Origin of the sequence: Bacillus sp. FJAT-45350 (assembly GCF_002335805.1) — a bacterium.
GTDB lineage: Bacteria > Bacillota > Bacilli > Bacillales > NISU01 > FJAT-45350.
The window spans coordinates 819,369-840,000 of sequence record NZ_NISU01000001.1 but is presented as its reverse complement, the minus strand read 5'-3'; the positions used below and the strand labels follow the sequence as shown (position 1 = coordinate 840,000).

At 35.3% G+C, this 20,632-nt stretch carries 23 protein-coding genes; 3 read left to right on the top strand and 20 right to left on the bottom strand.

All coding sequences use genetic code 11. The annotated features are described in order from the left end of the window. Window positions 1-318: 318 nt before the first annotated feature. Together CD003_RS04230 and CD003_RS04225 are read right to left on the bottom strand one after the other, a co-directional pair. Window positions 319-942, bottom strand: a complete 624-nt coding sequence (locus CD003_RS04230; protein WP_096199638.1) for a flavin reductase family protein — start codon at window positions 940-942, stop codon at window positions 319-321. A 215-nt stretch (window positions 943-1,157) separates the two neighbouring features. Continuing rightward, entirely contained in the window at window positions 1,158-2,255 is a 1,098-nt protein-coding gene (locus tag CD003_RS04225) for a hypothetical protein (RefSeq protein ID WP_096199637.1), read from the bottom strand. Window positions 2,256-2,524: 269 nt separating this feature from the next. On the opposite strand from CD003_RS04225, the gene CD003_RS04220 reads away from it, so the two are divergent. Continuing rightward, on the top strand, window positions 2,525-4,063 hold the full coding sequence (locus CD003_RS04220; protein WP_096199636.1) for an HD domain-containing phosphohydrolase: 1,539 nt from the start codon (window positions 2,525-2,527) through the stop codon (window positions 4,061-4,063). An 88-nt stretch (window positions 4,064-4,151) separates the two neighbouring features. On the opposite strand, the gene metA is transcribed toward CD003_RS04220, so the two are convergent. Next, window positions 4,152-5,075, bottom strand: coding sequence for a homoserine O-acetyltransferase MetA (gene metA / locus CD003_RS04215; protein WP_096199635.1), 924 nt, complete (start codon window positions 5,073-5,075; stop codon window positions 4,152-4,154). A 59-nt stretch (window positions 5,076-5,134) separates the two neighbouring features. Then, window positions 5,135-5,572 (bottom strand): hypothetical protein, encoded by a 438-nt coding sequence (locus tag CD003_RS04210; RefSeq protein WP_096199634.1) that lies wholly within the window; start codon window positions 5,570-5,572, stop codon window positions 5,135-5,137. Between the two features lie 381 nt (window positions 5,573-5,953). Here CD003_RS04210 and CD003_RS04205 point away from each other — a divergent pair, with 381 nt between their 5' ends. Then, window positions 5,954-6,610, top strand: a complete 657-nt coding sequence (locus CD003_RS04205) for a ribonuclease H family protein (protein WP_096199633.1) — start codon at window positions 5,954-5,956, stop codon at window positions 6,608-6,610. Between the two features lie 123 nt (window positions 6,611-6,733). Here CD003_RS04205 and CD003_RS04200 read toward each other — a convergent pair whose 3' ends face one another. From CD003_RS04200 to CD003_RS04150, 11 genes are all read right to left on the bottom strand, one after another. Next, the gene (locus CD003_RS04200; protein ID WP_257008165.1) at window positions 6,734-7,714 is read right to left on the bottom strand and encodes an HD-GYP domain-containing protein; all 981 of its coding nucleotides are present in this window, start codon (window positions 7,712-7,714) and stop codon (window positions 6,734-6,736) included. A 374-nt stretch (window positions 7,715-8,088) separates the two neighbouring features. Then, complete coding sequence (locus CD003_RS04195) at window positions 8,089-8,955, bottom strand: PHP domain-containing protein (RefSeq protein WP_096199631.1); 867 nt, start codon at window positions 8,953-8,955, stop codon at window positions 8,089-8,091. Between the two features lie 38 nt (window positions 8,956-8,993). Further along, a complete protein-coding gene (locus CD003_RS04190; RefSeq protein WP_096199630.1) occupies window positions 8,994-9,506 on the bottom strand; it encodes a DUF4352 domain-containing protein in 513 nt (170 codons plus the stop codon). Between the two features lie 112 nt (window positions 9,507-9,618). After that, window positions 9,619-10,440: an ammonia-dependent NAD(+) synthetase gene (gene nadE / locus CD003_RS04185; RefSeq protein WP_096202240.1), complete on the bottom strand. Its 822-nt coding sequence runs from the start codon at window positions 10,438-10,440 to the stop codon at window positions 9,619-9,621. Further along, the gene (locus CD003_RS04180) at window positions 10,440-10,820 is read right to left on the bottom strand and encodes a hypothetical protein (RefSeq protein ID WP_096199629.1); all 381 of its coding nucleotides are present in this window, start codon (window positions 10,818-10,820) and stop codon (window positions 10,440-10,442) included. The genes nadE and CD003_RS04180 overlap by 1 nt, the downstream gene beginning before the upstream one ends. 241 nt (window positions 10,821-11,061) lie before the next feature. Next, the gene (gene tlp, locus CD003_RS04175) at window positions 11,062-11,286 is read right to left on the bottom strand and encodes a small acid-soluble spore protein Tlp (RefSeq protein ID WP_096199628.1); all 225 of its coding nucleotides are present in this window, start codon (window positions 11,284-11,286) and stop codon (window positions 11,062-11,064) included. Between the two features lie 110 nt (window positions 11,287-11,396). Continuing rightward, entirely contained in the window at window positions 11,397-11,819 is a 423-nt protein-coding gene (locus CD003_RS04170) for an acyl-CoA thioesterase (protein WP_096199627.1), read from the bottom strand. 20 nt (window positions 11,820-11,839) lie between these two features. Then, window positions 11,840-14,164 (bottom strand): AAA family ATPase, encoded by a 2,325-nt coding sequence (locus tag CD003_RS04165; RefSeq protein WP_096199626.1) that lies wholly within the window; start codon window positions 14,162-14,164, stop codon window positions 11,840-11,842. Between the two features lie 25 nt (window positions 14,165-14,189). Then, window positions 14,190-15,119, bottom strand: a complete 930-nt coding sequence (locus CD003_RS04160) for a DMT family transporter (protein WP_096199625.1) — start codon at window positions 15,117-15,119, stop codon at window positions 14,190-14,192. A gap of 162 nt (window positions 15,120-15,281) precedes the next feature. After that, a complete protein-coding gene (locus tag CD003_RS04155; protein WP_096199624.1) occupies window positions 15,282-16,898 on the bottom strand; it encodes a copper resistance D family protein in 1,617 nt (538 codons plus the stop codon). A gap of 3 nt (window positions 16,899-16,901) precedes the next feature. Further along, window positions 16,902-17,456, bottom strand: a complete 555-nt coding sequence (locus tag CD003_RS04150) for a copper resistance protein CopC (protein WP_179295424.1) — start codon at window positions 17,454-17,456, stop codon at window positions 16,902-16,904. Between the two features lie 169 nt (window positions 17,457-17,625). Here CD003_RS04150 and CD003_RS04145 point away from each other — a divergent pair, with 169 nt between their 5' ends. Then, a complete protein-coding gene (locus CD003_RS04145) occupies window positions 17,626-18,273 on the top strand; it encodes a TVP38/TMEM64 family protein (RefSeq protein WP_096199622.1) in 648 nt (215 codons plus the stop codon). 52 nt (window positions 18,274-18,325) lie between these two features. Here the strand turns inward: CD003_RS04145 and CD003_RS04140 are convergent, their stop codons facing one another. The 5 genes from CD003_RS04140 to CD003_RS04125 form a co-directional block, all read right to left on the bottom strand. Further along, window positions 18,326-18,838, bottom strand: a complete 513-nt coding sequence (locus tag CD003_RS04140; RefSeq protein ID WP_257008163.1) for a VanZ family protein — start codon at window positions 18,836-18,838, stop codon at window positions 18,326-18,328. A gap of 88 nt (window positions 18,839-18,926) precedes the next feature. Next, the gene (locus CD003_RS21695) at window positions 18,927-19,094 is read right to left on the bottom strand and encodes a hypothetical protein (RefSeq protein WP_179295423.1); all 168 of its coding nucleotides are present in this window, start codon (window positions 19,092-19,094) and stop codon (window positions 18,927-18,929) included. Between the two features lie 184 nt (window positions 19,095-19,278). Beyond that, complete coding sequence (locus CD003_RS04135; protein WP_096199620.1) at window positions 19,279-19,419, bottom strand: acid-soluble spore protein N; 141 nt, start codon at window positions 19,417-19,419, stop codon at window positions 19,279-19,281. Between the two features lie 154 nt (window positions 19,420-19,573). After that, window positions 19,574-19,702: an FbpB family small basic protein gene (locus CD003_RS04130; RefSeq protein WP_096199619.1), complete on the bottom strand. Its 129-nt coding sequence runs from the start codon at window positions 19,700-19,702 to the stop codon at window positions 19,574-19,576. A 91-nt stretch (window positions 19,703-19,793) separates the two neighbouring features. Continuing rightward, window positions 19,794-20,495 (bottom strand): DUF421 domain-containing protein, encoded by a 702-nt coding sequence (locus tag CD003_RS04125; RefSeq protein WP_096199618.1) that lies wholly within the window; start codon window positions 20,493-20,495, stop codon window positions 19,794-19,796. Window positions 20,496-20,632 lie beyond the last annotated feature (137 nt).

Below are 20,632 nucleotides of genomic sequence, written 5' to 3'. Positions count from 1 at the left end.
GGTATATGCGGACAAGTTGAAAAATGAACTAGATAATATGATAATGACGTTTTAACTAAGCAATCTGCGAAGTCACTTTATGATGTGTAGTGTTTGAACCATTTCCCTTCTTAAAAGATTTTTTCCACAGAACTTAAAAAACCGCAGGAATCCCCTGCGGTTCTAGTCGAAGCCAATGGCAATGCCTCTTTTCAAAATCGCTCTTTGAGTGTTTTTTTCATAGCAAGCACGCAACGTACGGAGACATTATCACTTCTCGAAACGTCTATATTGGACTTTTTCAGTGCCCTCGTTTTAGTTACCTATATCTTTAATACCCTACTCCTCATACTTCGGTCGTGGCAAAGAAAACGTACGACCAATACCTCCGTATTCTGTTTTCCCCAGTCTACTTAATGGATTTAATAAGTCAGTATCAATTTCACCATTAACAATACATTCATCAGCAATATGATAATAAACGACCTCACCAATAATTAAATCTGTTCGTGGATCATCTTCTGTACCACCTAACGGAATTGTTTGATGTAGTTTGCATTCTAATCGTAGCTTTGATTCCTTAATGGAAGGTACCCCAACAACCTCACTCGGAATTTGGGTAAATCCAATATCCTCTATTTCACTTTTACCTGACGGGTAATTGGCTGACGATTGATTAATACCATTTACATTGGTTTCATCTACGATATGTACGACAAATTCTTTTAGCTCATCAATATTTGCGGATGTATCCTTCTTTTCACCTGTTGGTTTTCTTCCGACTGATATGCTAATCAAAGGCGGTTCAGCTGTGACGATGTTAAAAAAGCTGAATGGGGCACCATTTATAATCCCGTCCCTATTTTGGGATGTAACAAATGCAATTGGCCTTGGTACAACACTTCCTATTAACAGTTTATAATTTTCAGCTCTAGTTAAAGAACGAGCATCTATCTTCTTCATAAAAATCACCTCCTATCTATCGTAACAAAATGATTTAAATAGTGGAAATGAAGATGCTTACTTTTTGTTAAAATAAGTATAGTGTCCTATGAAAAGTCATACTAATTATACTATGACCTTATAAGTTCCTTTTTATTTACATGATGAGGCTGCCCAATCATGTTAGTTCCCTCATTCAAAGAACCAACATGGTAAACAGCCCCTATTTCTAGCATCTAATCTAATGTTATGATCACTTTCTTTAATGCTTCTCTTTCCATTTTCGCTAATAGTTTTTCATCAACGGCATTATCATAGTATTCATCAATTACTTTTTGAATTTCATCAGCCTTTTGTAAATGCTTTGTACCTTTCTTCATTCTCGAACGATACTCTTCTTCAACCTCTCTAATTTCCGCTAAACGTTGTTCATCTTCTTCAACAGCAGGGTCGATGCAATGTTCAAACATATCAATAACCTCATCGGTTTCACGGGTAGGATCAATCACATGAGGAGATGTACCATCAATGATTGCAATTCCTAACTCTTCAATTATTAGCATATCTACACTACTTGGATCAAATCCACACAAGAAGTAGGTAATATCCATTCCTCTGTTTTGAGCAACGTCCCCTACTTTTCTCATAAGTGTAGATTTCCCACTACCGGAACGACCTTTAATAATATAACGTTTTTGTAAGCCTGCTGTTAGCTCTTCAATAAAGTGGACTGCACCATTTGGTGTCGCTGCACCAAAGAAAATCTCCTCCATATTACCCTGGGTTTCATTTTCCTTTGAATTACAAAAGAGAGTTTCTATTAATTTATCACAAACCGCATCTGCCTTTTTAAAGTCCATCCATTGTAGATAAATGTCCTCTTTCTTTTGATGAAATCCTTTTGCTTCAGCAAATAGGTTGTACGCTGATTCAACTTGAAAATTACGTTCTTTTTGTAGTAATACAACAGTTTTTTGGTTTTCCTTCAGTACAGCTGGTTCTAACACTTTCTCTAGATTTACGATTACTGTTCGTTGTTCTAAAAGCTCCTTTTCTAACTTTTTGGCCAACTCATACTCAACCATAGCAATATTATGTTCATTTACCCTAATACCTTCAATATACTCATTTTGACTCGGACTATGAAAATAATCGATTGACAGATCATAGCTTGAATATTCTAGAGCAATTCGTTTTAAAAACTTATCTGTTTTCTTTTTTGATAAACCTTTTATAACGTAGAGCACTTCAAGTTCTTTTGATAACTCTGGTAAAACTGAGAAAAAGCCAACTTGAGTATGCCCACTAATATAAATATGACGCTCTCTTTTCATAACAGCCTCCAGTAAAGAATATTTTATCCTGTATACTTCTATAATTTAACGTTTGGATCATAGATACAGGATAAGTACCTACAAGAAAATGTGCTAATTTTCCTTTTAAAGACTTTGAAACTGCGAATTTTATTAAATTTTTGATAATCTTTATTGTGCGATACTACATTTAACAAGTAAAATAGACTATAACCTAATCTAAATTTATGCAAAAATAACAAAAACGTGACAATCGCACAAATGACATATGCAAGAAAGTTGGCTAAGATATGACTACCTATAGAAGTTTTATAAAAACATTAGCTCGTCATTATGTAATTGGATCACTCATATCTGGTATGGGTGTAGGTAGTGTAATTCTTTTTACTACGCTAGAAATGTCAAGTAGAGATCTATTCATAATCGCCCAAGTAATTGCTGTCTCAATCATAATCATGCTTATATCTGAATTCTTACTGTTCAAGCAGCAAATAAAACCCATTATGAAGGCTCTAACAAGTGACCAGCCTACTATAAAGGAGTTAAAACTAGCCTATTTACAAACACATCGCTTCCCTATGTTAACTGGAATAAGAATATTAGGACCACATCTATGGGGAATGGCACTTCCTGCTACTTTTATAACTGCAATTTTAATAATATACGATATCCTTTATCTTCCATTTGAGTTTATTTTGTATGGCTTAATTGGTGCAATTCTAATCTCAGGTATTCATGCAATGATTGAATACTTCCAAACGACATTTGTAATTGGACCTGTTTTAGAAACATTACGAAAGAAAGCAAAAACACTGTATCAAGAAGAATTGTCAATCGAGGGTATTGTCCTTGTGTCAATCAAAACAAAATTTCAATTAAGTGCCTTGTTAATAGGAGCTCTTCCTTTACTATTATTTAGCTTAGCAACACAAATCCGACTTTCTTCTAATACAACAGTATCAATCGATGATTATTGGACGTGGTCAGGAATTATTTTATTACTCGGTATTTGTTTATCTTTATACGGAGCATGGTTACTGTTTTCGATTGTTATGAAACCAATTCAACATCTTCGAGCGAAAATGAAAGATGTGGAGGAAGGGAAATTTGATACAAAGGCAACGGATTTATACTCAGATGAATTTTCCGAACTAATATCAGGGTTTAATCATATGGTTAGAGGGCTTAAAGAACGTGAAACGATGAATGCTCAAATGCATGAAAGTTTTTTCACTACGATGTCTGCAGCGCTTGATGCTAGAGACCATTATACTGCTGGGCACTCAATAAGAGTGGCCAACTATTCAGTCGAAATTGGAAGACGTGCAAAATTAACACAAACAGAGTTAATGCTACTTCGCAAAACAGCTCTTCTACATGATATAGGTAAAATTGGAATACCAGACTCTGTCCTTTTAAAAGATGGTAAATTAACAGAGCAGGAATTTGCAGAAATCAAACGTCACCCTGTATTAGGTGAAGAGATACTTAAACAAATACAGCCCTCAGAGCTGATGGAGCCATTTATGGCAGGGGTTCGTTCACATCATGAACGCATTGATGGTAAAGGGTACCCTGACAAATTATCTGGAGACGACATTCCTTTAATCGGACGTCTAATCGCTGTTGCTGATGCCTTTGATGCAATGACGTCAGATAGACCATATAGAAAAGGGATGAGCCCAATAAGAGCCTTACAAATCCTTAAGGACGGAAAGGGAACTCAGTGGGAAGCTCAATTCGTTGATTATTTTGAAGAATGGTTAATCGAACAAGATTATCACATTGAAAAAGTCCCTAACCTGACGCTAATAAAGAAAAATGCCTAAAGCGTCTTTACCAAATTAGACTTCTCAAGTTTCCTTAAAATAAGAAAAGCTGTACTGAAAGGTCGACAAACCTCTCAGTACAGCTTTTTTAGATTCCTGCTCCTAAATTTAAATCATACGGAGTTTCTTGATATACATAATAGTTTAACCAATTTGAAAATAGCAGATTAGAATGGGCACGCCATTGTAAAAAAGGTTGTTTTGTTGGGTCGTTGTCAGGGAAGTAGTTCTCTGGTAAATCAATGTCCACACCTCGTTTTACATCACGTTCATATTCTTCCTGCAATGTACAGCAATCATATTCTGAATGACCTGTCACAAAAATTTGACGGCCATTTTTTGATGCAACGAGATACACTCCAGCATCCTCTGATTCACTTAGTATTTCAAGGTCAGGAATTTGTTCAATATCTTCTCTTCTCACATCGGTATGACGAGAATGTGGCGCTAAGAATACATCATCAAAACCTCTTAAAAGCTTAACATTCGATTTATTTACTGTATGTTGGAAGACTCCAAACTTTTTCTTTTCTAATTCATACTTAGGAACTCCATAATGATGATACATTCCTGCTTGTGCACCCCAGCATATATGTAGAGTAGATGTAACATTTGAACTACTCCAGTCCATAATCATCTTAAGTTCATCCCAATAATCGACATCTTCAAATTGAAGCTTTTCGATTGGAGCACCTGTAATTATCATGCCATCAAAACGTTTTGATTTGATTTCATCAATCGTCTTATAAAAAGAAGAAAGATGCTGTTCCGACGTATTTTTTGACTTATGAGTGTCAGTATATAAAAGTGACACCTCTACCTGTAGTGGTGAGTTTCCAAGCATACGAAGTAATTGAGTTTCTGTCGTTTCTTTTAATGGCATGAGGTTTAAAATGACAATCTTTAAAGGACGAATATCCTGTGAGTAGGCTCTACTATCATCCATTACAAAGATATTTTCCCTCGATAAAATTTCCTGTGCTGGTAAGTTATCTGGTACTTTAATTGGCATTTCTGAAACTCCTTTACTCCCATATTCTTTATAGAGGTAATTCAATCACAACCTCTAAATTACTCTTGTAAATAGGTACGTATCCACTGAATCGCTTCTGATTTTCTCATTGTATGAGCTTCCCCATTTATATAAACAGTCACATCTTCACTAGCTTCGTTTCCTTTGGCAACCATCCCCTGATACGTAATCGTATAATCACCATTGTCTTCTTTAAGATAATCTGCACCATCTATTTGATTCACCATTAGTTTCACTGTCTCTTGTTGAGCAGTTGTTGTAATTTGATCTTTTACATCTGTAGACATCTCTTTAATCTCTTCCATCGATGTAGGTAAAGTGAAATCTGTAAAAAGGACGACTAATCCAATAACAATTGCCGCTAAAATAACGAGACGTAATGCAAGCTTCAACAGCTTAACAAGAATAACAATAACAACAATCGCTACAATGATTGTAATCCAATGATTTGTGAATAACTCAATGAGTGTATCCATGCTAATCCCTCTTTCTTACTTTCAATCTCTATATATAGCATAGTAGCACAAAATTCTTACTATTGCTTTGTTCGTTTGAATGTTACTACTACAATCGTATAAAATAAAGACAAGTAAAGAAAGGATGATTAAAAATGATTGGTACAATAGTCCGTCGAACTCTTAAAGTAATCATTGCCAAGCAAGCAATGAAGATTATTAGCAGAATTATCACTAAACGATTTAAGTAATGATGCAAGCACGAAAGAACTTTACCCATTTAATATAATAAAATATCATGAAAATTAAATATTCGCAATTATTTAATACTATTTTATTAAATTTGTTCAAAAGATCACTTTCTGTCTTTCTTTTAACAAATTCTTAGGAAAGAGGTGGCTTATGAAAGTTCGTATTGAATGGCAATATAAAACAACAAAAGGAAAGCGATCGTTAGCTTTTACTTCAGACTTTCAAGAAATCCAAGAAATTCTATTTTTTGCAGAGGATATTGAAAAGACAGGACGTGTAAAGGAATTAGTCTTCGTTGATGAGCAAGGAAGTGAGTGGTTAAAGAAGGACCTTGAGAAATACATTAAATCAATTGAAACAGAGCCACATAATATTGTTGCTAGTTTTGATGGTGGATATAATGTTACCGATAAAGAAGCAGGTGTTGGCTTCATTATTCATTATGACCAAAGTGGTGAATCCTTCCGTCTTCGAAAGAACCAACGCTTAGAACAATTGAATTCTAATAACGAGGCAGAGTATGCAGCACTTTGGAACCTCCTACTCAGTCTTGAGGAGCTAGGAGCACATCACATCCCAGTTACATTTAAAGGAGACTCTCTCGTTGTGATTAATCAGTTAAACGGAGAATGGCCTTGCTATGAGGAGGAACTTAATCGTTGGTTAGACCGTATTGAGGAGAAAGTAAAACAATTAGGTCTCATTCCTACATATGAGGCTGTTTCGAGAAAAGAAAACAAAGCAGCTGACCATCTAGCTACACAAGCATTAGAAGGCGTTATGGTTTCGAGTAACTTGAAACTATAAGCAACGTACGAAGTCACTATTGTGTATCATTATAACAATACCAGGCTTACGTGTAGTGTGCTGAAACATTAAAGGTGTACATATCAGGGCTATTGCCCGATATGTACACCTTTAGATTATTTATTACAATGTCCCAACTAATTCTTCTTCGATCAAAATTGTCGGATTGGAATCCAATCGTATTTCTTCTTCTGTCTCATTGATTCTAACTGTCGGTCTATGGATATGTGTATCAATACAAGTCACAATCGCTTCCTGTTTTGTACTTAATCTTACCTTTGTGCCAGGTAAGAATGATGGTACCGACTTAAATAAAGCGTTAATTACACTATGCGAATAATCTTTATCAGTTAAGACCATTATATCCTCCATAGCTTGATACGCTGTCTTACCTTCATTAGAAATCATCGTTTCATAAAGATTAGCAATTCCACAGATTTGAGCACACTCTAAGAAATCGCCACCAGTTATTTTTCTCGGAAATCCTTCGCCTGATAGTTTTTCATGATGTTGATATGCAATATGTGCCGATAATAAACTGATTTCACGGACATTTCGAATAATCTCAAAGCCCTTTTCAGGATGCTCCGTTCGGTCATTTGTTATGGCCTTACCAATATCATGCAGCAAGCAGCCAACAGCTAAATCCCGTATCTGCATCTCATTATATTGCATAAATCTCCCAATTTGTATCGCGATTAATGTGATGTTTACGCTATGAGCATACACTTGCATATCATCTGATACTGATGTTGAAGGGACGAGTAAAATAGCCTTCCGTTTCTTAACTTCTTCAATTAATTTAATGGCAATTTGCTGAATCGTACGTACAAGGAATGTTTGCTTCTGCTTTACTGCTTCAAAAACAGTTTCTAGCTCTTTAATAACGTCAATCCACTTAGGCATGTCCATCATTTCATCTAATGTAATTCCTTTTGATACCGCATCATCAACAATTAAGTATGTAATCCCTAAATCCTTTAATCTTTCCAAGTATTTAGGATGAATTTGATTACCTGCCCCGAGTAACACTCTACCTTTCGCATCGTAAACAGGTTTTGCTAATTCCATTGTTTCTAAATCATATTCCGATATTTCTATCACTCTCAAACTCTCTCACCACTTCCACTTTACATCTATTACACTACTATGTACACATTACTATCTTATCATAAAATGAGAAAAGTTTTATATTAAAAACAAAGAAATTCATAATAAACGTGGTACCTAAATGACTAAAGTAGTATAATATTTAAAATGAACCAGTTCATTCTAAGCACTTTCAGACCGTGTAACATTCAGATATAACTTTAGGGGTGTCCCAAACGATAAAATTCTACCGTTTCGACAAGAGGGGACTGAAAAAGTGAAAACCACACTTTTTCAGTCCCCTTAATGTAATGCGGGAAGCCATTACCGCTTCTTGATTCATCTAATTGCTACTTTTTCAGTGCCTTCTTTGTACATCCTTATACTCCTTATCGTCTTACTTTTATTGCTTCTATCAATTCCTCCGCTAACCTATTGCTCACTCTTGTAATTCCAAGCGGTTCCTTTACTCTTCCATAATCTTCATGATGGAAGTCAGATCCCCCTGTCTTTAATAGTTTTATTTGTGATGAGTTCTCAAGATTATTTATAATTGTATTATATTTAATCCTATCTTCGTCTGTATGGTCTCTATGAAAAACCTCTACACCATCAAGGTGATATTCCTTAACCCAAATTTCAATTGCTTCATCTAAGTTATAATACACAGGGTGAGCAAGAATAGCGACTCCTTTACATTCGTGTATCCAACCAATTGCTTCCTCAGGAGTCATCTCTTTTTCTTTCCCAACGTAGCAAGGCTTCCCTTCAGCAAGATACTTTTCGAAGGCTTCCGCTACATCTTTAACATAGCCATGCTTTACTAATGCCTTGGCAACATGTGGTCTACCTATACTACCACCATCGACAAATTCCAGTACATCCTCTGGATTGATTTTAATTCCAACGAGATGTAACTTTTTAATAATTGTATCTAACCGTTCTCTTCTCATGTTTTGCTGTTCTGTTAGTAGCTTCTGTAACTCCTCATTACCTTGCTCTAACCCATATCCAAGAACATGAACACTCTTTCCAGCATATTTAGTAGAAAATTCAATCCCAGGGATAACAGTTAAACCAAGCTGCTTTCCTGTTTCAACAGCTTCAGCGATGCCTTCCATTGTATCGTGATCAGTTAAAGCGACAATCTCCAAACCAACTTCCGCACACTTTTTCATTAATTCACTTGGAGTATAGCCACCATCTGATGCTGTCGAATGCATATGTAGATCTGCGTTATTATTTTTAGGTTCCATGAGAGCTCAACTCCTACTTCAACTTTAGTACTCTCAATTTACCACCTTTTCTTATTCTCTTTCAAGTTCCAGACCACTTGCCCCGTTCTTAAATGATCAGTATAAATAAATTCATATTCTGAAAAAGTAGGGACATAGAATCCTAATTCACCTCTTACTTTTCTTCCTGGACCAATTTGGCCACCAAGAATACCTTTCGTTTCAATTCTAGAATCATAATCATATCCGTATCCATCTGGATCCATTAAAACCATTTTATAAGGGGTAAATTCATATATGTGTTGCTTATTATTAGCAACAGTTACATCGACAATAACAAATTGGTTACCATCTTGTTCCTGTTCCTCATACTTTACACCGTGGACCATAATCGATAAGCCATTAATTTCAACTTCATCCCCAATTTCATATTGAGTATTCTTACTACCACTGGAATGAACCTCATTAGATGTAGCTTCACCACCTAAAGGATAACTATTGCCCAACCAATATCCAATCAGCATAAACAAGATTGCATTCAACCCAGTTAACAATCCAATCTTCCAATTCATTTCGTTTCACCCTCACCCGATATTTACTCCATAGCTACAATATGAGAGAAAGTTGATTAATATACAAAAACAACCAAAAGTATTTTTCACCCTTGGTTGTGTTAACGATATTTTAACATGTCCACCATTTATCATAAACAGTAACTGGTAAGTGACGCTTATGTTCAGTTTGACGATATCGTTTTTCAATTTTTTCTTGGATGTCGTTAGATACCTTTTTACCTTCTAAGTAATCGTCTAATTCATCATACGTTATCCCTAATGATACCTCATCAGGAAGACCAGGCTTATCATCTTCCAAGTCAGCTGTTGGCACCTTTAAATATAAATGCTCTGGACAGCCAAGCTCTTGGAGAAGTGCTTTCCCCTGTCGTTTATTTAATCCGTAAATTGGGGCAACATCACACGCTCCGTCACCATGCTTTGTGAAAAAGCCAGTAATCGCTTCTGCCCCGTGGTCTGTTCCTACAACTAAACACTGATAATGGGCACCTACATCATATTGTGCCTTCATTCGTTCTCTCGCTTTTGTATTTCCTTTATTAAAATCAGACAGGGTTTCTCCTGTAGCATGTAAAAATGATTGATAAGAGGCGTCTACAGCTTCTTTAATATTGATTGTTACTGTATTATCAGCTTTAATAAACTTTATAGCATCCTGTGCATCCACCTCATCTTTCTGTTCACCATAGGGGAGACGAACAGCATAAAACGTATAGCTCTTTCCTCCACACTCTTCATTTAATTCATTTATCGCCATTTGTGTTAGCTTTCCAGTTAGTGTAGAATCTTGTCCACCTGATATTCCTAACACATAGCCCTTTGCACCAGTATGTACTAAATACTTCTTTAAAAACTCAATCCTACTACGAATTTCGTCCTTTGGGTTGATAATAGGTTTAACCTGTAATGCTTCAATAACTTCTTGCTGTATCAAAGTTGTTCCCTCCGATTTTTACTCATTTCCTTGAATGCCTTAACAAAGTTAAAGCTCTCCCAATTGATAAGAAATGGCTTCTTCCTCTTCTGTTCCTTTTCCTTCTCACGTTGTAATAGTCGAATTTTAAAAAGGACATCTGAATCTTTACGAGATGTAACTAACTCAGGTTCTTGAAAGTCTAACTCATTTTTTTCAATTTGATTGTCCTTCGATAATTGTCCTTTTAATTCTTCATCAACCATTTCATCAAGTGAAGTTAAAGCATAGTCACGAACCATTGGGTCATCTGATTTCATTTGCTTCACAATTAGTCCTAAACGTCGATGAGTTACCTCTTTATTAGAAGAAGATTGCTTCATTTTTTCTATCAACATGCATCATTCTCCTCACTTATACATTATTATTAATCATTTGTCAGCTCTATTGAATGAATTCCTCACAAACTTTCTTTTTCCTCCAACAAATTTTGTCTAAGGCACACTTGTTTTGACGAAGAGGTTTTTTTAATGGTTAATTGTTAATGGATAATGGGTAATGATGATATTAATTGCTCTTTATTAACCATTAATCATTAATACACAAAAGGACAAGGGAACAACCTTGTCCTTTTGTGTATTAATATTCTCCGCGCTCGCGGTCAGCTTGTTCATCTTTAATTTCAGCTTCAAAAGCTTGGATACTATCTTTTCTACGTTCGTTTTTTTCTTGGATATCTCGTTTATCTTTATCCGACATATCATGAGACATTGTTTCTTCTGCTGCTTCGATGTTCTCAATCGTGTTCTCACGCATTTGTTTTAATCGCTCAACATTATTTTTTCGGTTATCAGGTTTCGCCATTCTTTCATTCCTCCTTTATATTTACAAGCAATAGTTTGCTTATAATATATAGGGAATATGTCTGTAAAACTTAGGCTTATTTATTAATTTATTACCTACTGCTTTATATTTTATAGTTGCTTTTTCTCTTTTTCGTACACTTCATGCCATTCAGGTAATTGTCTTCTAATTGAGATTGGTTTAAAATTTTCTTTATTTACACATACATGAGTACTAGTACCAGTAACACATGTCTTTCCTTCCTCATTAACAATGTCATAACCATATATCACTCTAAGTCCATCATACGATTCTATCCACGTATGAACTTTAACCGTTTCACCATATACTGTCGGTTTCTTATATTGTAAATTAATTTCCAATACAGGAGACAGAATCCCTTCCTTCTCCATCTGGGCATAACTAAACCCTAGTTCCTTAATTAGTCTTGTACGTCCAAGCTCACACCATATGACATAGCTCGAATGATGAACAACCCCCATTTGGTCTGTTTCAGCATACCGTACTTCTACATCTACTACTGCCTTTTTCATCTGTTTCCAACTCCCATAATTCAATCAATTTCAAAATCTTTCACTGTTAAAGTAATTAGGTCATCCTGATCTAATTCTCTATTTTCAGCAACAATCCTTCTAGCCTGTGCTTGAATACTTCTATCTACGTAATCAACTGCAAACCGTCCATTTCCACTTAGGTCTATTTGAGCCAATGTGATCTCAAGCTTTTCAAACGCTTCTTGCTCAATGGAATATCCTAGTTTCTTTGCATAGCCTTTCATGATTTCAAGTAATTCCTCACCTGTATAGTCATGAAACGCAAAATCCTTCTTAAACCTTGAACGAAGTCCTGGGTTCTTTAATAATAACCGTTCTATTTCCAATGGATAGCCCGCTAAAATAACAACAAGATTTTCATTATGCTTAGTCATTTCTTCTACAATTGTATCAATTGCTTCATGCCCAAAGTCATTACTACCACCACTTGCTAATGAGTACGCCTCATCAATAAACAAAACGCCACCTAATGCTTCTCTTATTTTCTTTTTCGTTTTTATAGCTGTTTGTCCAACGTAGCCCGCAACTATATCTGATCGTCCTACGACAAGAAGATGGCCTTTTTTCAATAAGCCGATTTCCTTAAGTACTTGTGAATACAACTTTGCTACCGTTGTTTTTCCTGTCCCTGGATTACCGGTAAAAATTGAATGAAGCTGTATAGGGGCAACAGGTAAGTCATTCTCTCGTCTTAACTGCTGAACTTGAACAAAGTCAGCTAATGACTTTACTTCCCGTTTCACTTCTGTTAGTCCAATTAAATTCTCTAATTCTTCCAACGGGTTAAATTCAATATGATTAATCCCTTCATCCACAACATGAACTTTATCTAGAATAGTTAAATCATCAATAGAAGGCTCTGATATTAAAGGGTGATGTGAACCCTTTTTAAAAATGATATCCATAACGATATTCTTCACTGTTCTTGCATTTCCAAATAACTCATCAACCTGTTCTTTCTCAATTCTTTTTTTTAATTCAACAATTGCTTCACTTGAGAAAATATAATCATTATCTAATGCGACTTTTTCAGCTATTTGAATTAATTCATCCATCGAATAGTCAGGGATTTCAATATGATTATGATCCGGAAAACGACTTCGTAAGCCGGGATTTGCCCAGAGAAATTGCCTCATCTCTTCTGGGTACCCCGCTAACACAACCGCAAACTTACCTGCATATTCACCACTCGTCATCGCAGCTACAATCGTATCAATTGCTGTTTGTCCATAATCATTGCCTGCAGCTCCATCACGTTTAAGGCTATATGCTTCATCAATAAATAAAACGCCACCGACAGCATTTTTAATGATAGATAATGTATTCTCTTCCGTTTGACCCATAAAACCTCCAACAAGCTGTGAACGATTTACCTCGATAACCTCTCTTCTCGGCAGAATTCCTAATTCGTAATAAATAGTAGCAAGTAATCTTGCTAGCATCGTTTTCCCTGTTCCTGGGTTCCCAGTGATAATCATATGAAGACTTTGTTCATCCTCACTATGAAAACCCTTTTCTTCTCGGAGCTTTTGATATTGCAGAAACCGATACAACCGTTTAACTCGTTCTTTTACAGGAATCAGACCTATCATTTTATTTAATTCTTCCATTGTCTTACTCGAATCGGAGCTATCCGAATGCTCTTCAATAATCGTGTCCCACTTATCTTTTAATTCCTTTACCTCGGAAAGTTTCGCACGTATTTGATTTACTTGACCTGCTGCATAAAAAACTCCAGATTTTTTACTAGCAGCCTCCTCTGTTAAGCGAATAATTTCTTCAAGAGGATCAACCATGTCTTCTAGTACACTTTCTAACCGTTGCGCCTTTTCAAGCTCACTTTGATTATCACTAGTTTTCGCTGCTTGCTTAATTTTAGATAAATGAGTTTTGAAAACACTAAGTTTTGAAAAGAATAACTGCCCTAATTCATAATACGAGACAGCTACCGTTCTCTTCGCTGCGCTATGGTCCGTTTCACGCAAATGAGGAAACGGTTCATCTAAGACGTGTGCTTTTAAATACTCAAGTGATTGCTTTATCAGGTATAAATTTGCTTTTAAATTTCGAGGATCTATCGTAAGAGCTTTTTCAATTAATTCGCTGCCAATGGGGTCGTACCCAACTCGTTTAAGCCTTGCTTCTGCTAATAATCCCATGACAGAAGAAGTCACATCAGAAAGGGAATTATTTCCTTCAGACTGTGGTTCCTCACCTTCTAGATAGTGCAACATACGCTTTAATTCCGCTTCACTTATTAGGCACTCTTCGCTCATAATCTTATTTTTTATCGTATCTATATTCATTTGTTTATCTCTATTCATGATTCATGATCCACACCTTACACAATTAAGCAGATTTATTTTCATGTATCTTGTTAATTTTACTTTTCTTTACATACATTCCTGTATAAACGCCAGTTAATACTAAAATTGCTCCAATTCCATGTGCAATAGTAAACGTCTCTCCTAAAAATATCGTTGCCATAATCACAGCAGATACAGGCATGACATTAATAAAAATAGAAGCCTTAGCTGCGCCAACCTGCTTTATCCCATGATAATAGATAATAAAGCTAATAACTGTGACAAAGATGCTCATATGCGCAATAGAAATCCACGCTTCAAGACTTGCTGATTGCACATCACTCCAAGAAGTTTCCACTAGAGCAAAAGGAAGCAAGAAAACAGTACCAAATGCGACTGCATAAGTAGTGGAAACAATCGCACTATATTTCTTTAAAACTACCTTACCAAGAACACTATATAAAGCCCAAGTAATAACAGCCATAAGCAATATTACATCAATTCCTTGAAAACCAATTTCAAAAATTGACAGTAGCTGTCCATCTGTAATAATAAAAGCCACCCCAAATAATGCTACAATCATTCCAATTATATGATTTCTTGTAATTCTTTCCTTTAAAAACATAGCTGAAAACAGAACAATCAATACGGGATTTGTAGCAATAAACAACGAACTTTTTATTACTGGCGCATGCTTGCTGGCAAGAAAGAAACAAATATTATAAATAGCGATTCCTGTTAAGCCGAGCAATGCAAACATACCCCAATCCTTCATTGATGGCTTGATTTTCTCTTTATCCATGACCCACATAATAGGAAATAAGAGTATTACTGCTCCAAAGAAACGTAAAAAAGCTACTGTTGCAGGCTCAAAGCTTTCAACAGCAAATTTCCCTGCAATAAATGCACTTCCCCATATGGAAGTTGCAAAACCTAGCATTAGATAGATGACCCATAATTTCTTCGTATCCATGAATAGTTCCCTTCATTCTTATCTGATTTCAATTCAACAGTATTGTACCATTTTTTTGAGAAACGAAATAAAGAAAACACCTAAATGGTAGATTTTTAACAATTAATACAGAGCAAAAAAAAGTAACCGAAAGTCCTATCTCCTTTCAGTTACCCTCAATTTTTAATGACAATAAGCTCCTTCTTCCATAAAGCCTCTCATGTAGCCACCAATGTCTTCTCCTTGTTCATTAAAGAATTCAATAGGGTGCATTTCATCCCATTGCTCATTAGAACTTGATATATTAATAAAGCTTTGGTTAACCATATCTGTTTCAACAAGCTGTCCTTCGTAATGAATTTGCACATTAGATACATGTTCTGGTTCATTAATAAAACCTATCGTGACATAAGCATAGGTATAGTCATCATCCAACCAATAGCCATCACGAATTAAAAATGTTCGGATTTTATGCTCAGCTTGTGAGATTGGTACGCCCCCAACTGTTAACATTGATTCCGGTAAGCGGTAATAACCGTCTCCGTTTTCTTCTATATGAAGAAGCTCCGTTACTAATCGTTCGTTATTTACATGATATAGTACTACTTTATATTGATTAAGGTGAGTAACTGTTTGTAAAACAGTAGGGTTTTCGCCTTCAACAACACCAGCCTCAACTGCCTCTTCAACAGTTGAATATAATGTCATATCTACGTTTGAGTCATTTTGAACAACACTTACCATAAGGGCAATATACGTAGATAGAATAAAGGCTACAGCAACAATACTAGCAACAAATAATCGCTTCTGTTTGAATACGAAAATGAGCAACATAGTAACTAGTGCTATTGAAAAGATAAAGAATAATATTGATGGTAGCCCTATAACAATCCCAAGCCCAGGAAATGGAATAATTTGACCATGATAAAAGTTTAAAAATAATGCTGACGGCTCAACAAATTGAAGTGTTCGAGCTACCTCGTGTGGTGGAGTTGTTTCTGTCATAATCGCTGTTACAACAAAAATTACAATTGCAATCAATCCCTCTAACCTAAAAGACCGAATCGAAAAGGACTCTGCTTTTGCAATTTTTCTTCGTAATAAAAATCCATGGCTGAAACCAAATACAAGGATTGGAATTATGAGTAAATGCTTTAAAAGTAATAATTGTCCGTAAGTTAACGCCCATGAATTCACATATTCAGGAACAATCATTCCCATTAATAAAAATCCTGAGAGAAACAATAAACCAACTGCAAAAATGGCTAACGGTGAAAACCATCTCACAAAACCTCTCCAGTTGGAAAATTCCTTCGAGAAGAAACCTATCACAAGTACAGTCCCTATCCATGCGGTAACAGCAATAAAATGAAGACTATTTGCCAGCAAACCTTGAATTGACTGTAATGACACTGCATGACTCGCCCAACCAGCAGCAAAATGTAGACCTAACACTATAACAAATACTATATATCGGCTATAAGCTATATCTATTTTTACTAGTAATGCTATAAAAGCTGTTAGCAACACCATCAACAACCATGACGTCCCCATATTATAAGAAGACATGACATTTCCTAAAGTCTTAATAAAAGAGGCTTCATATTGAACAGAAATAAATTGACTTATAGATAAAATAGGTAAAAAGCCAGCAACAATTATGATTAGTAGTAAATAATAGACATACTTCTTTTTGAAGGTAAGCTCTGGTCGAACGTTTGTTGGAACAAGTTGCAATAGTGCATAGCCAGTAAGAAATGCGAAGGCTACGTATAATAGAACATTGCTAACAATAGCCATTTTTTATTTCTTCCTTCTTAGTACAAAAAGAAATACAAGGCCAATAACTATTAGTCCAATGATAGCTATAGTAAATGTATTAGTGGAATCAGTATCTACATTTGAATTAATTTCTTCAGTAGATTCTATCTCCTCATCTACAAGAACCTCATCGTCCGTCTGCTGTATTTCATCAGTGGCAGGTTCCTCAATTCCTTGAGTTTCGTCTTCGATACTAACAGAAAATAGAATGCTGCCTTCTGTCGCATGCCCATCGCTTCCTAATGCATTCCATTCAATCACATATGCACCGTTCTCTAGCGGTGTTGCTATTAGTGCCGTTAAGGTAGGAGAAGTCACTATCTGGTCTATAATCTCTATTTCACTACCATCCTCGTTTAGTAGTGTTATATGGGAGTGTTCTTCTATTCCACCATCAAAATACAGTTCAATCTCTTTTAAAGGTTCAGTTATTAGTTCACCATCACTCGGGAACGAACGCTCAACATATGAATGTCCTAATACAAAGTGTGGAAAAATTAATAAAAATAATAGTAAAGCAAACAAGATCTTTTTCAATATAAACACCAACCTTAATTCCAAGTTTTCTTATATGGTATATAATATATTACAATGTTATGAAAATGCAACTAGTAAACTCCAATTTCTTTTCAATCAATCACTGTTGCTAAATTAAATGCCATGATAAACTATAGCAATAAAGTACATTACAGCATAGGAGAGAAAGATGAAGAAAAAATTAGGCATTGCGGTTATGTATCTAGTAGTAGCAATTCTTATCTACTTTTATGGGGAGTCTATTCTTTCTTGGATGAGACATTCAGGAAAGGATTCAGTTGTAATTACCTCAATTGTAGCAACACTTTTAGCATTATTCCCAATCATACCTTATCCCGTTATCGGTGGTATTATCGGTGCAGCTTATGGTCCTGTTCTTGGAGCTGTCGTCACGTGGATTGGTTCAGCACTTGCATCAATCCTAATGTTCATGTTTGTACGGTTTGGCTACCAAGATTGGGGTATGAAAGTTCTAAGTTCAAATAAAGGCCTTAATAAAATTACTATACTATTTGAGAAAAATGCGTTTCTTACCATTTTTACAACAAGACTAATTCCAGTAATTCCATCAATTCTTGTTAATGTATATTCCGCCCTTAGCAGAGTACATTTTATTCCATATTCAATAGCTTCTTCTTTAGGTAAAGTACCATCTATGATATTATTCGCAACTGTTGGAAGTACGATTGCCACAAACCCTAAAGAGCTAATATATATTATCCTTTTCTACGGCACATTCTTAGCAATCGTTTATATCAGTTATAAATTATGGAGAAAAAGGGTCTTATCAAAAGTAAAAATCAAAACACCTTATTAAATATAAGGCCCACTGGGAAAGTTTACTTTTTCAGTGGGCCTCACCTATTTTTCTATGAATGCATGAAAATAACTCTTCTTTTCACAATTCGAACTATTTTAAATACAATTACACCAATCATTGTTCCTACCGTATTCAAAATAACATCATCAATATTAGATACACGATACGTAAAAACAAACTGACATATTTCTATAAAAATCGAAACTGACATTCCCATAAAAATAATAATAAAAAATGACTTGGCAAATTTCTTAAACGCTAAAGGAAGTAATAGTCCAAAAGGGATAAACAGGACGATATTACCTAGTAAAATCCGTATTGGATCCATAATATCTTTACTATATACTGATATTCGATAAATGCTTCTAAATGGTGTTAAATTATAGTTTCTACCACCTGGCCCCTCAGGACCTAAAGAAGCCCCGTAATTCCAAGCTAACAAGGTCACATATAATAAGACAAAGATATAAAGACCAAAGAATAGCTTAAAAAGTGACGAGATTAGTTTCTGATTTATTTTAATAATTGGTTGAGCATTATTTATATCTTTGATTAGTAACACATCCTTACTTTCTATCATACTTGAATAATTATGGAGCTTGGTCAAAAATATTACAAGAGAAAAAAGTCAAGAAAGCATTATTTTATTATCAATTTTTCTTCATGAGTCGCTTTACTTTTTCTTTCGGATCCCAGCATCGAAATTGATGGTCAGGTTTAGTCTCAAAACCTAACCGACTACAACACCGAATCGTTTTGTTATTCTCTTTATAAACTTCAAAATGAATACATGTTGCACAACAATGATAGTTCTTCACACACTTACCTCCATACGTTAATTTAGTGAGCACTTCGATTAAAATAACTAGAACAAAAACTGCAAATCTGAATTTGTTGACTATGCTTTCTCTTATCTACATTGAAGTATTTTATAGTTTCAAAAGTCACACAAAAAAAGACCAAGTAAGACTTGCTTACTTGATCTTCTACACCTGTAGGAAATTATCCTTTTGGAGGAACATAATCCGGTTGTTGGTTCCCCTTTGTATTCATCTTTTTACCATTGTTTGAATTAGACGCTCTAGGTTGTGTCCCTAAGTGATTTGGTCGAAATTTGTCAAATGCATGCTTTGATTTAGCCATTTTGACTTCCCCCTTCCTTCTATTATTATCTCCTGCCATCAGGATTCAATGCACAGTAGACAGTAACTGAAGAAGGTATTATATTACAAGGCTGTTGAAAAAGTGTTATTTTCACTTTTCCAACAGCCTTATATATTACATACAACTTTTTTTATTATTGACCTTCTGCTCTTCTTTCTTCCCAGCGTACTTCGATTCTCTCTAAAGCTTCCTTATCATTCATAAGTTGTTTTTTGTTTTCTTTCACTAGTTCCTCAAATGTTAATTTTCTGACTCTTCTCATGAAAAAATCACTCCTTTTATTTTTAAACATTATGCCTAAAAAAGAGTGACTTTATACATTTTTATGAAAAGTCTGTATTGCCATACCAGTGTTACTTTCTACTTATATACATTTGTCCGCCTTCATCCATTGTAAGCAGAAAAACCTCTGTTGCATTTCTACAGCCTAGCTTCATTACTTGTTCTTGTAGCCATTCTAACGTACCTACCTTATTGAGATTAGCTTCAATAATATGACCATCTTGAATCAATACTGTAGGATACCCCTTAGGAGGTGTTGGAATCTTCATGTCACTTGGAGTAAGTGATTGATTCTTACTCTTTTTAATGACACTAATTTGACCATTCATCTCTAATACAGCATAATCGACTTCATTTAAATCAGAAGCATCCTTTAACCTCATATCCATCATTAAAGACTCTGTTGTAATTTTAGCTTTCTTCAGTTCCTTTTCTAAAATTTCACCCTTCTCTATTAAAACAATCGGTTCATCCTCAATTACACGACGGAATCTTGGGGTATATAGCGCAAGAATACATAAACCCCAATGTAACGTACTAATCACAGTTGCAGAAATCAACGCTCCAGTTAACGGTAAATCGCCTGTGTGCAGCGGCTCACCTAAAATATCACCAATAATAACTCCAAAAATAAAGTCAAGAGGATCAATTGTACCCATCGAACGTTGGCCAATTACTTTTACTGTAATAAAAATATATAGGTATACAATTACTGCTCGTATGAAAAAACCATAGAGGGGAAAATCCTCTGCACCAGTCCAAAACTCAAACATCAGTATTACTCCCTTTCTATTAACATCTATGTAAATGGGGGTGACTCAAAAGGGCGAAATAAGCCCATTTGGCACCCCCTAAGTAATGTACAGAAGTTGCTACATATTTTAAAAGTTCTACTATGATGATTTCATAG

What these genes read in the sequence shown, in the direction of transcription:
- CD003_RS04230 (WP_096199638.1), bottom strand. Translation starts at nt 942, where the DNA reads ATGAAGAAGATAGATGCTCGTTCTTTAACTAGAGCTGAAAATTATAAA.
- CD003_RS04225 (WP_096199637.1), bottom strand. Translation starts at nt 2,255, where the DNA reads ATGAAAAGAGAGCGTCATATTTATATTAGTGGGCATACTCAAGTTGGC.
- CD003_RS04220 (WP_096199636.1), top strand. Translation starts at nt 2,525, where the DNA reads ATGACTACCTATAGAAGTTTTATAAAAACATTAGCTCGTCATTATGTA.
- metA (WP_096199635.1), bottom strand. Translation starts at nt 5,075, where the DNA reads ATGCCAATTAAAGTACCAGATAACTTACCAGCACAGGAAATTTTATCG.
- CD003_RS04210 (WP_096199634.1), bottom strand. Translation starts at nt 5,572, where the DNA reads ATGGATACACTCATTGAGTTATTCACAAATCATTGGATTACAATCATT.
- CD003_RS04205 (WP_096199633.1), top strand. Translation starts at nt 5,954, where the DNA reads ATGAAAGTTCGTATTGAATGGCAATATAAAACAACAAAAGGAAAGCGA.
- CD003_RS04195 (WP_096199631.1), bottom strand. Translation starts at nt 8,955, where the DNA reads ATGGAACCTAAAAATAATAACGCAGATCTACATATGCATTCGACAGCA.
- CD003_RS04190 (WP_096199630.1), bottom strand. Translation starts at nt 9,506, where the DNA reads ATGAATTGGAAGATTGGATTGTTAACTGGGTTGAATGCAATCTTGTTT.
- CD003_RS04180 (WP_096199629.1), bottom strand. Translation starts at nt 10,820, where the DNA reads ATGTTGATAGAAAAAATGAAGCAATCTTCTTCTAATAAAGAGGTAACT.
- tlp (WP_096199628.1), bottom strand. Translation starts at nt 11,286, where the DNA reads ATGGCGAAACCTGATAACCGAAAAAATAATGTTGAGCGATTAAAACAA.
- CD003_RS04170 (WP_096199627.1), bottom strand. Translation starts at nt 11,819, where the DNA reads ATGAAAAAGGCAGTAGTAGATGTAGAAGTACGGTATGCTGAAACAGAC.
- CD003_RS04165 (WP_096199626.1), bottom strand. Translation starts at nt 14,164, where the DNA reads ATGAATAGAGATAAACAAATGAATATAGATACGATAAAAAATAAGATT.
- CD003_RS04160 (WP_096199625.1), bottom strand. Translation starts at nt 15,119, where the DNA reads ATGGATACGAAGAAATTATGGGTCATCTATCTAATGCTAGGTTTTGCA.
- CD003_RS04155 (WP_096199624.1), bottom strand. Translation starts at nt 16,898, where the DNA reads ATGGCTATTGTTAGCAATGTTCTATTATACGTAGCCTTCGCATTTCTT.
- CD003_RS04145 (WP_096199622.1), top strand. Translation starts at nt 17,626, where the DNA reads ATGAAGAAAAAATTAGGCATTGCGGTTATGTATCTAGTAGTAGCAATT.
- CD003_RS04135 (WP_096199620.1), bottom strand. Translation starts at nt 19,419, where the DNA reads ATGGCTAAATCAAAGCATGCATTTGACAAATTTCGACCAAATCACTTA.
- CD003_RS04130 (WP_096199619.1), bottom strand. Translation starts at nt 19,702, where the DNA reads ATGAGAAGAGTCAGAAAATTAACATTTGAGGAACTAGTGAAAGAAAAC.
- CD003_RS04125 (WP_096199618.1), bottom strand. Translation starts at nt 20,495, where the DNA reads ATGTTTGAGTTTTGGACTGGTGCAGAGGATTTTCCCCTCTATGGTTTT.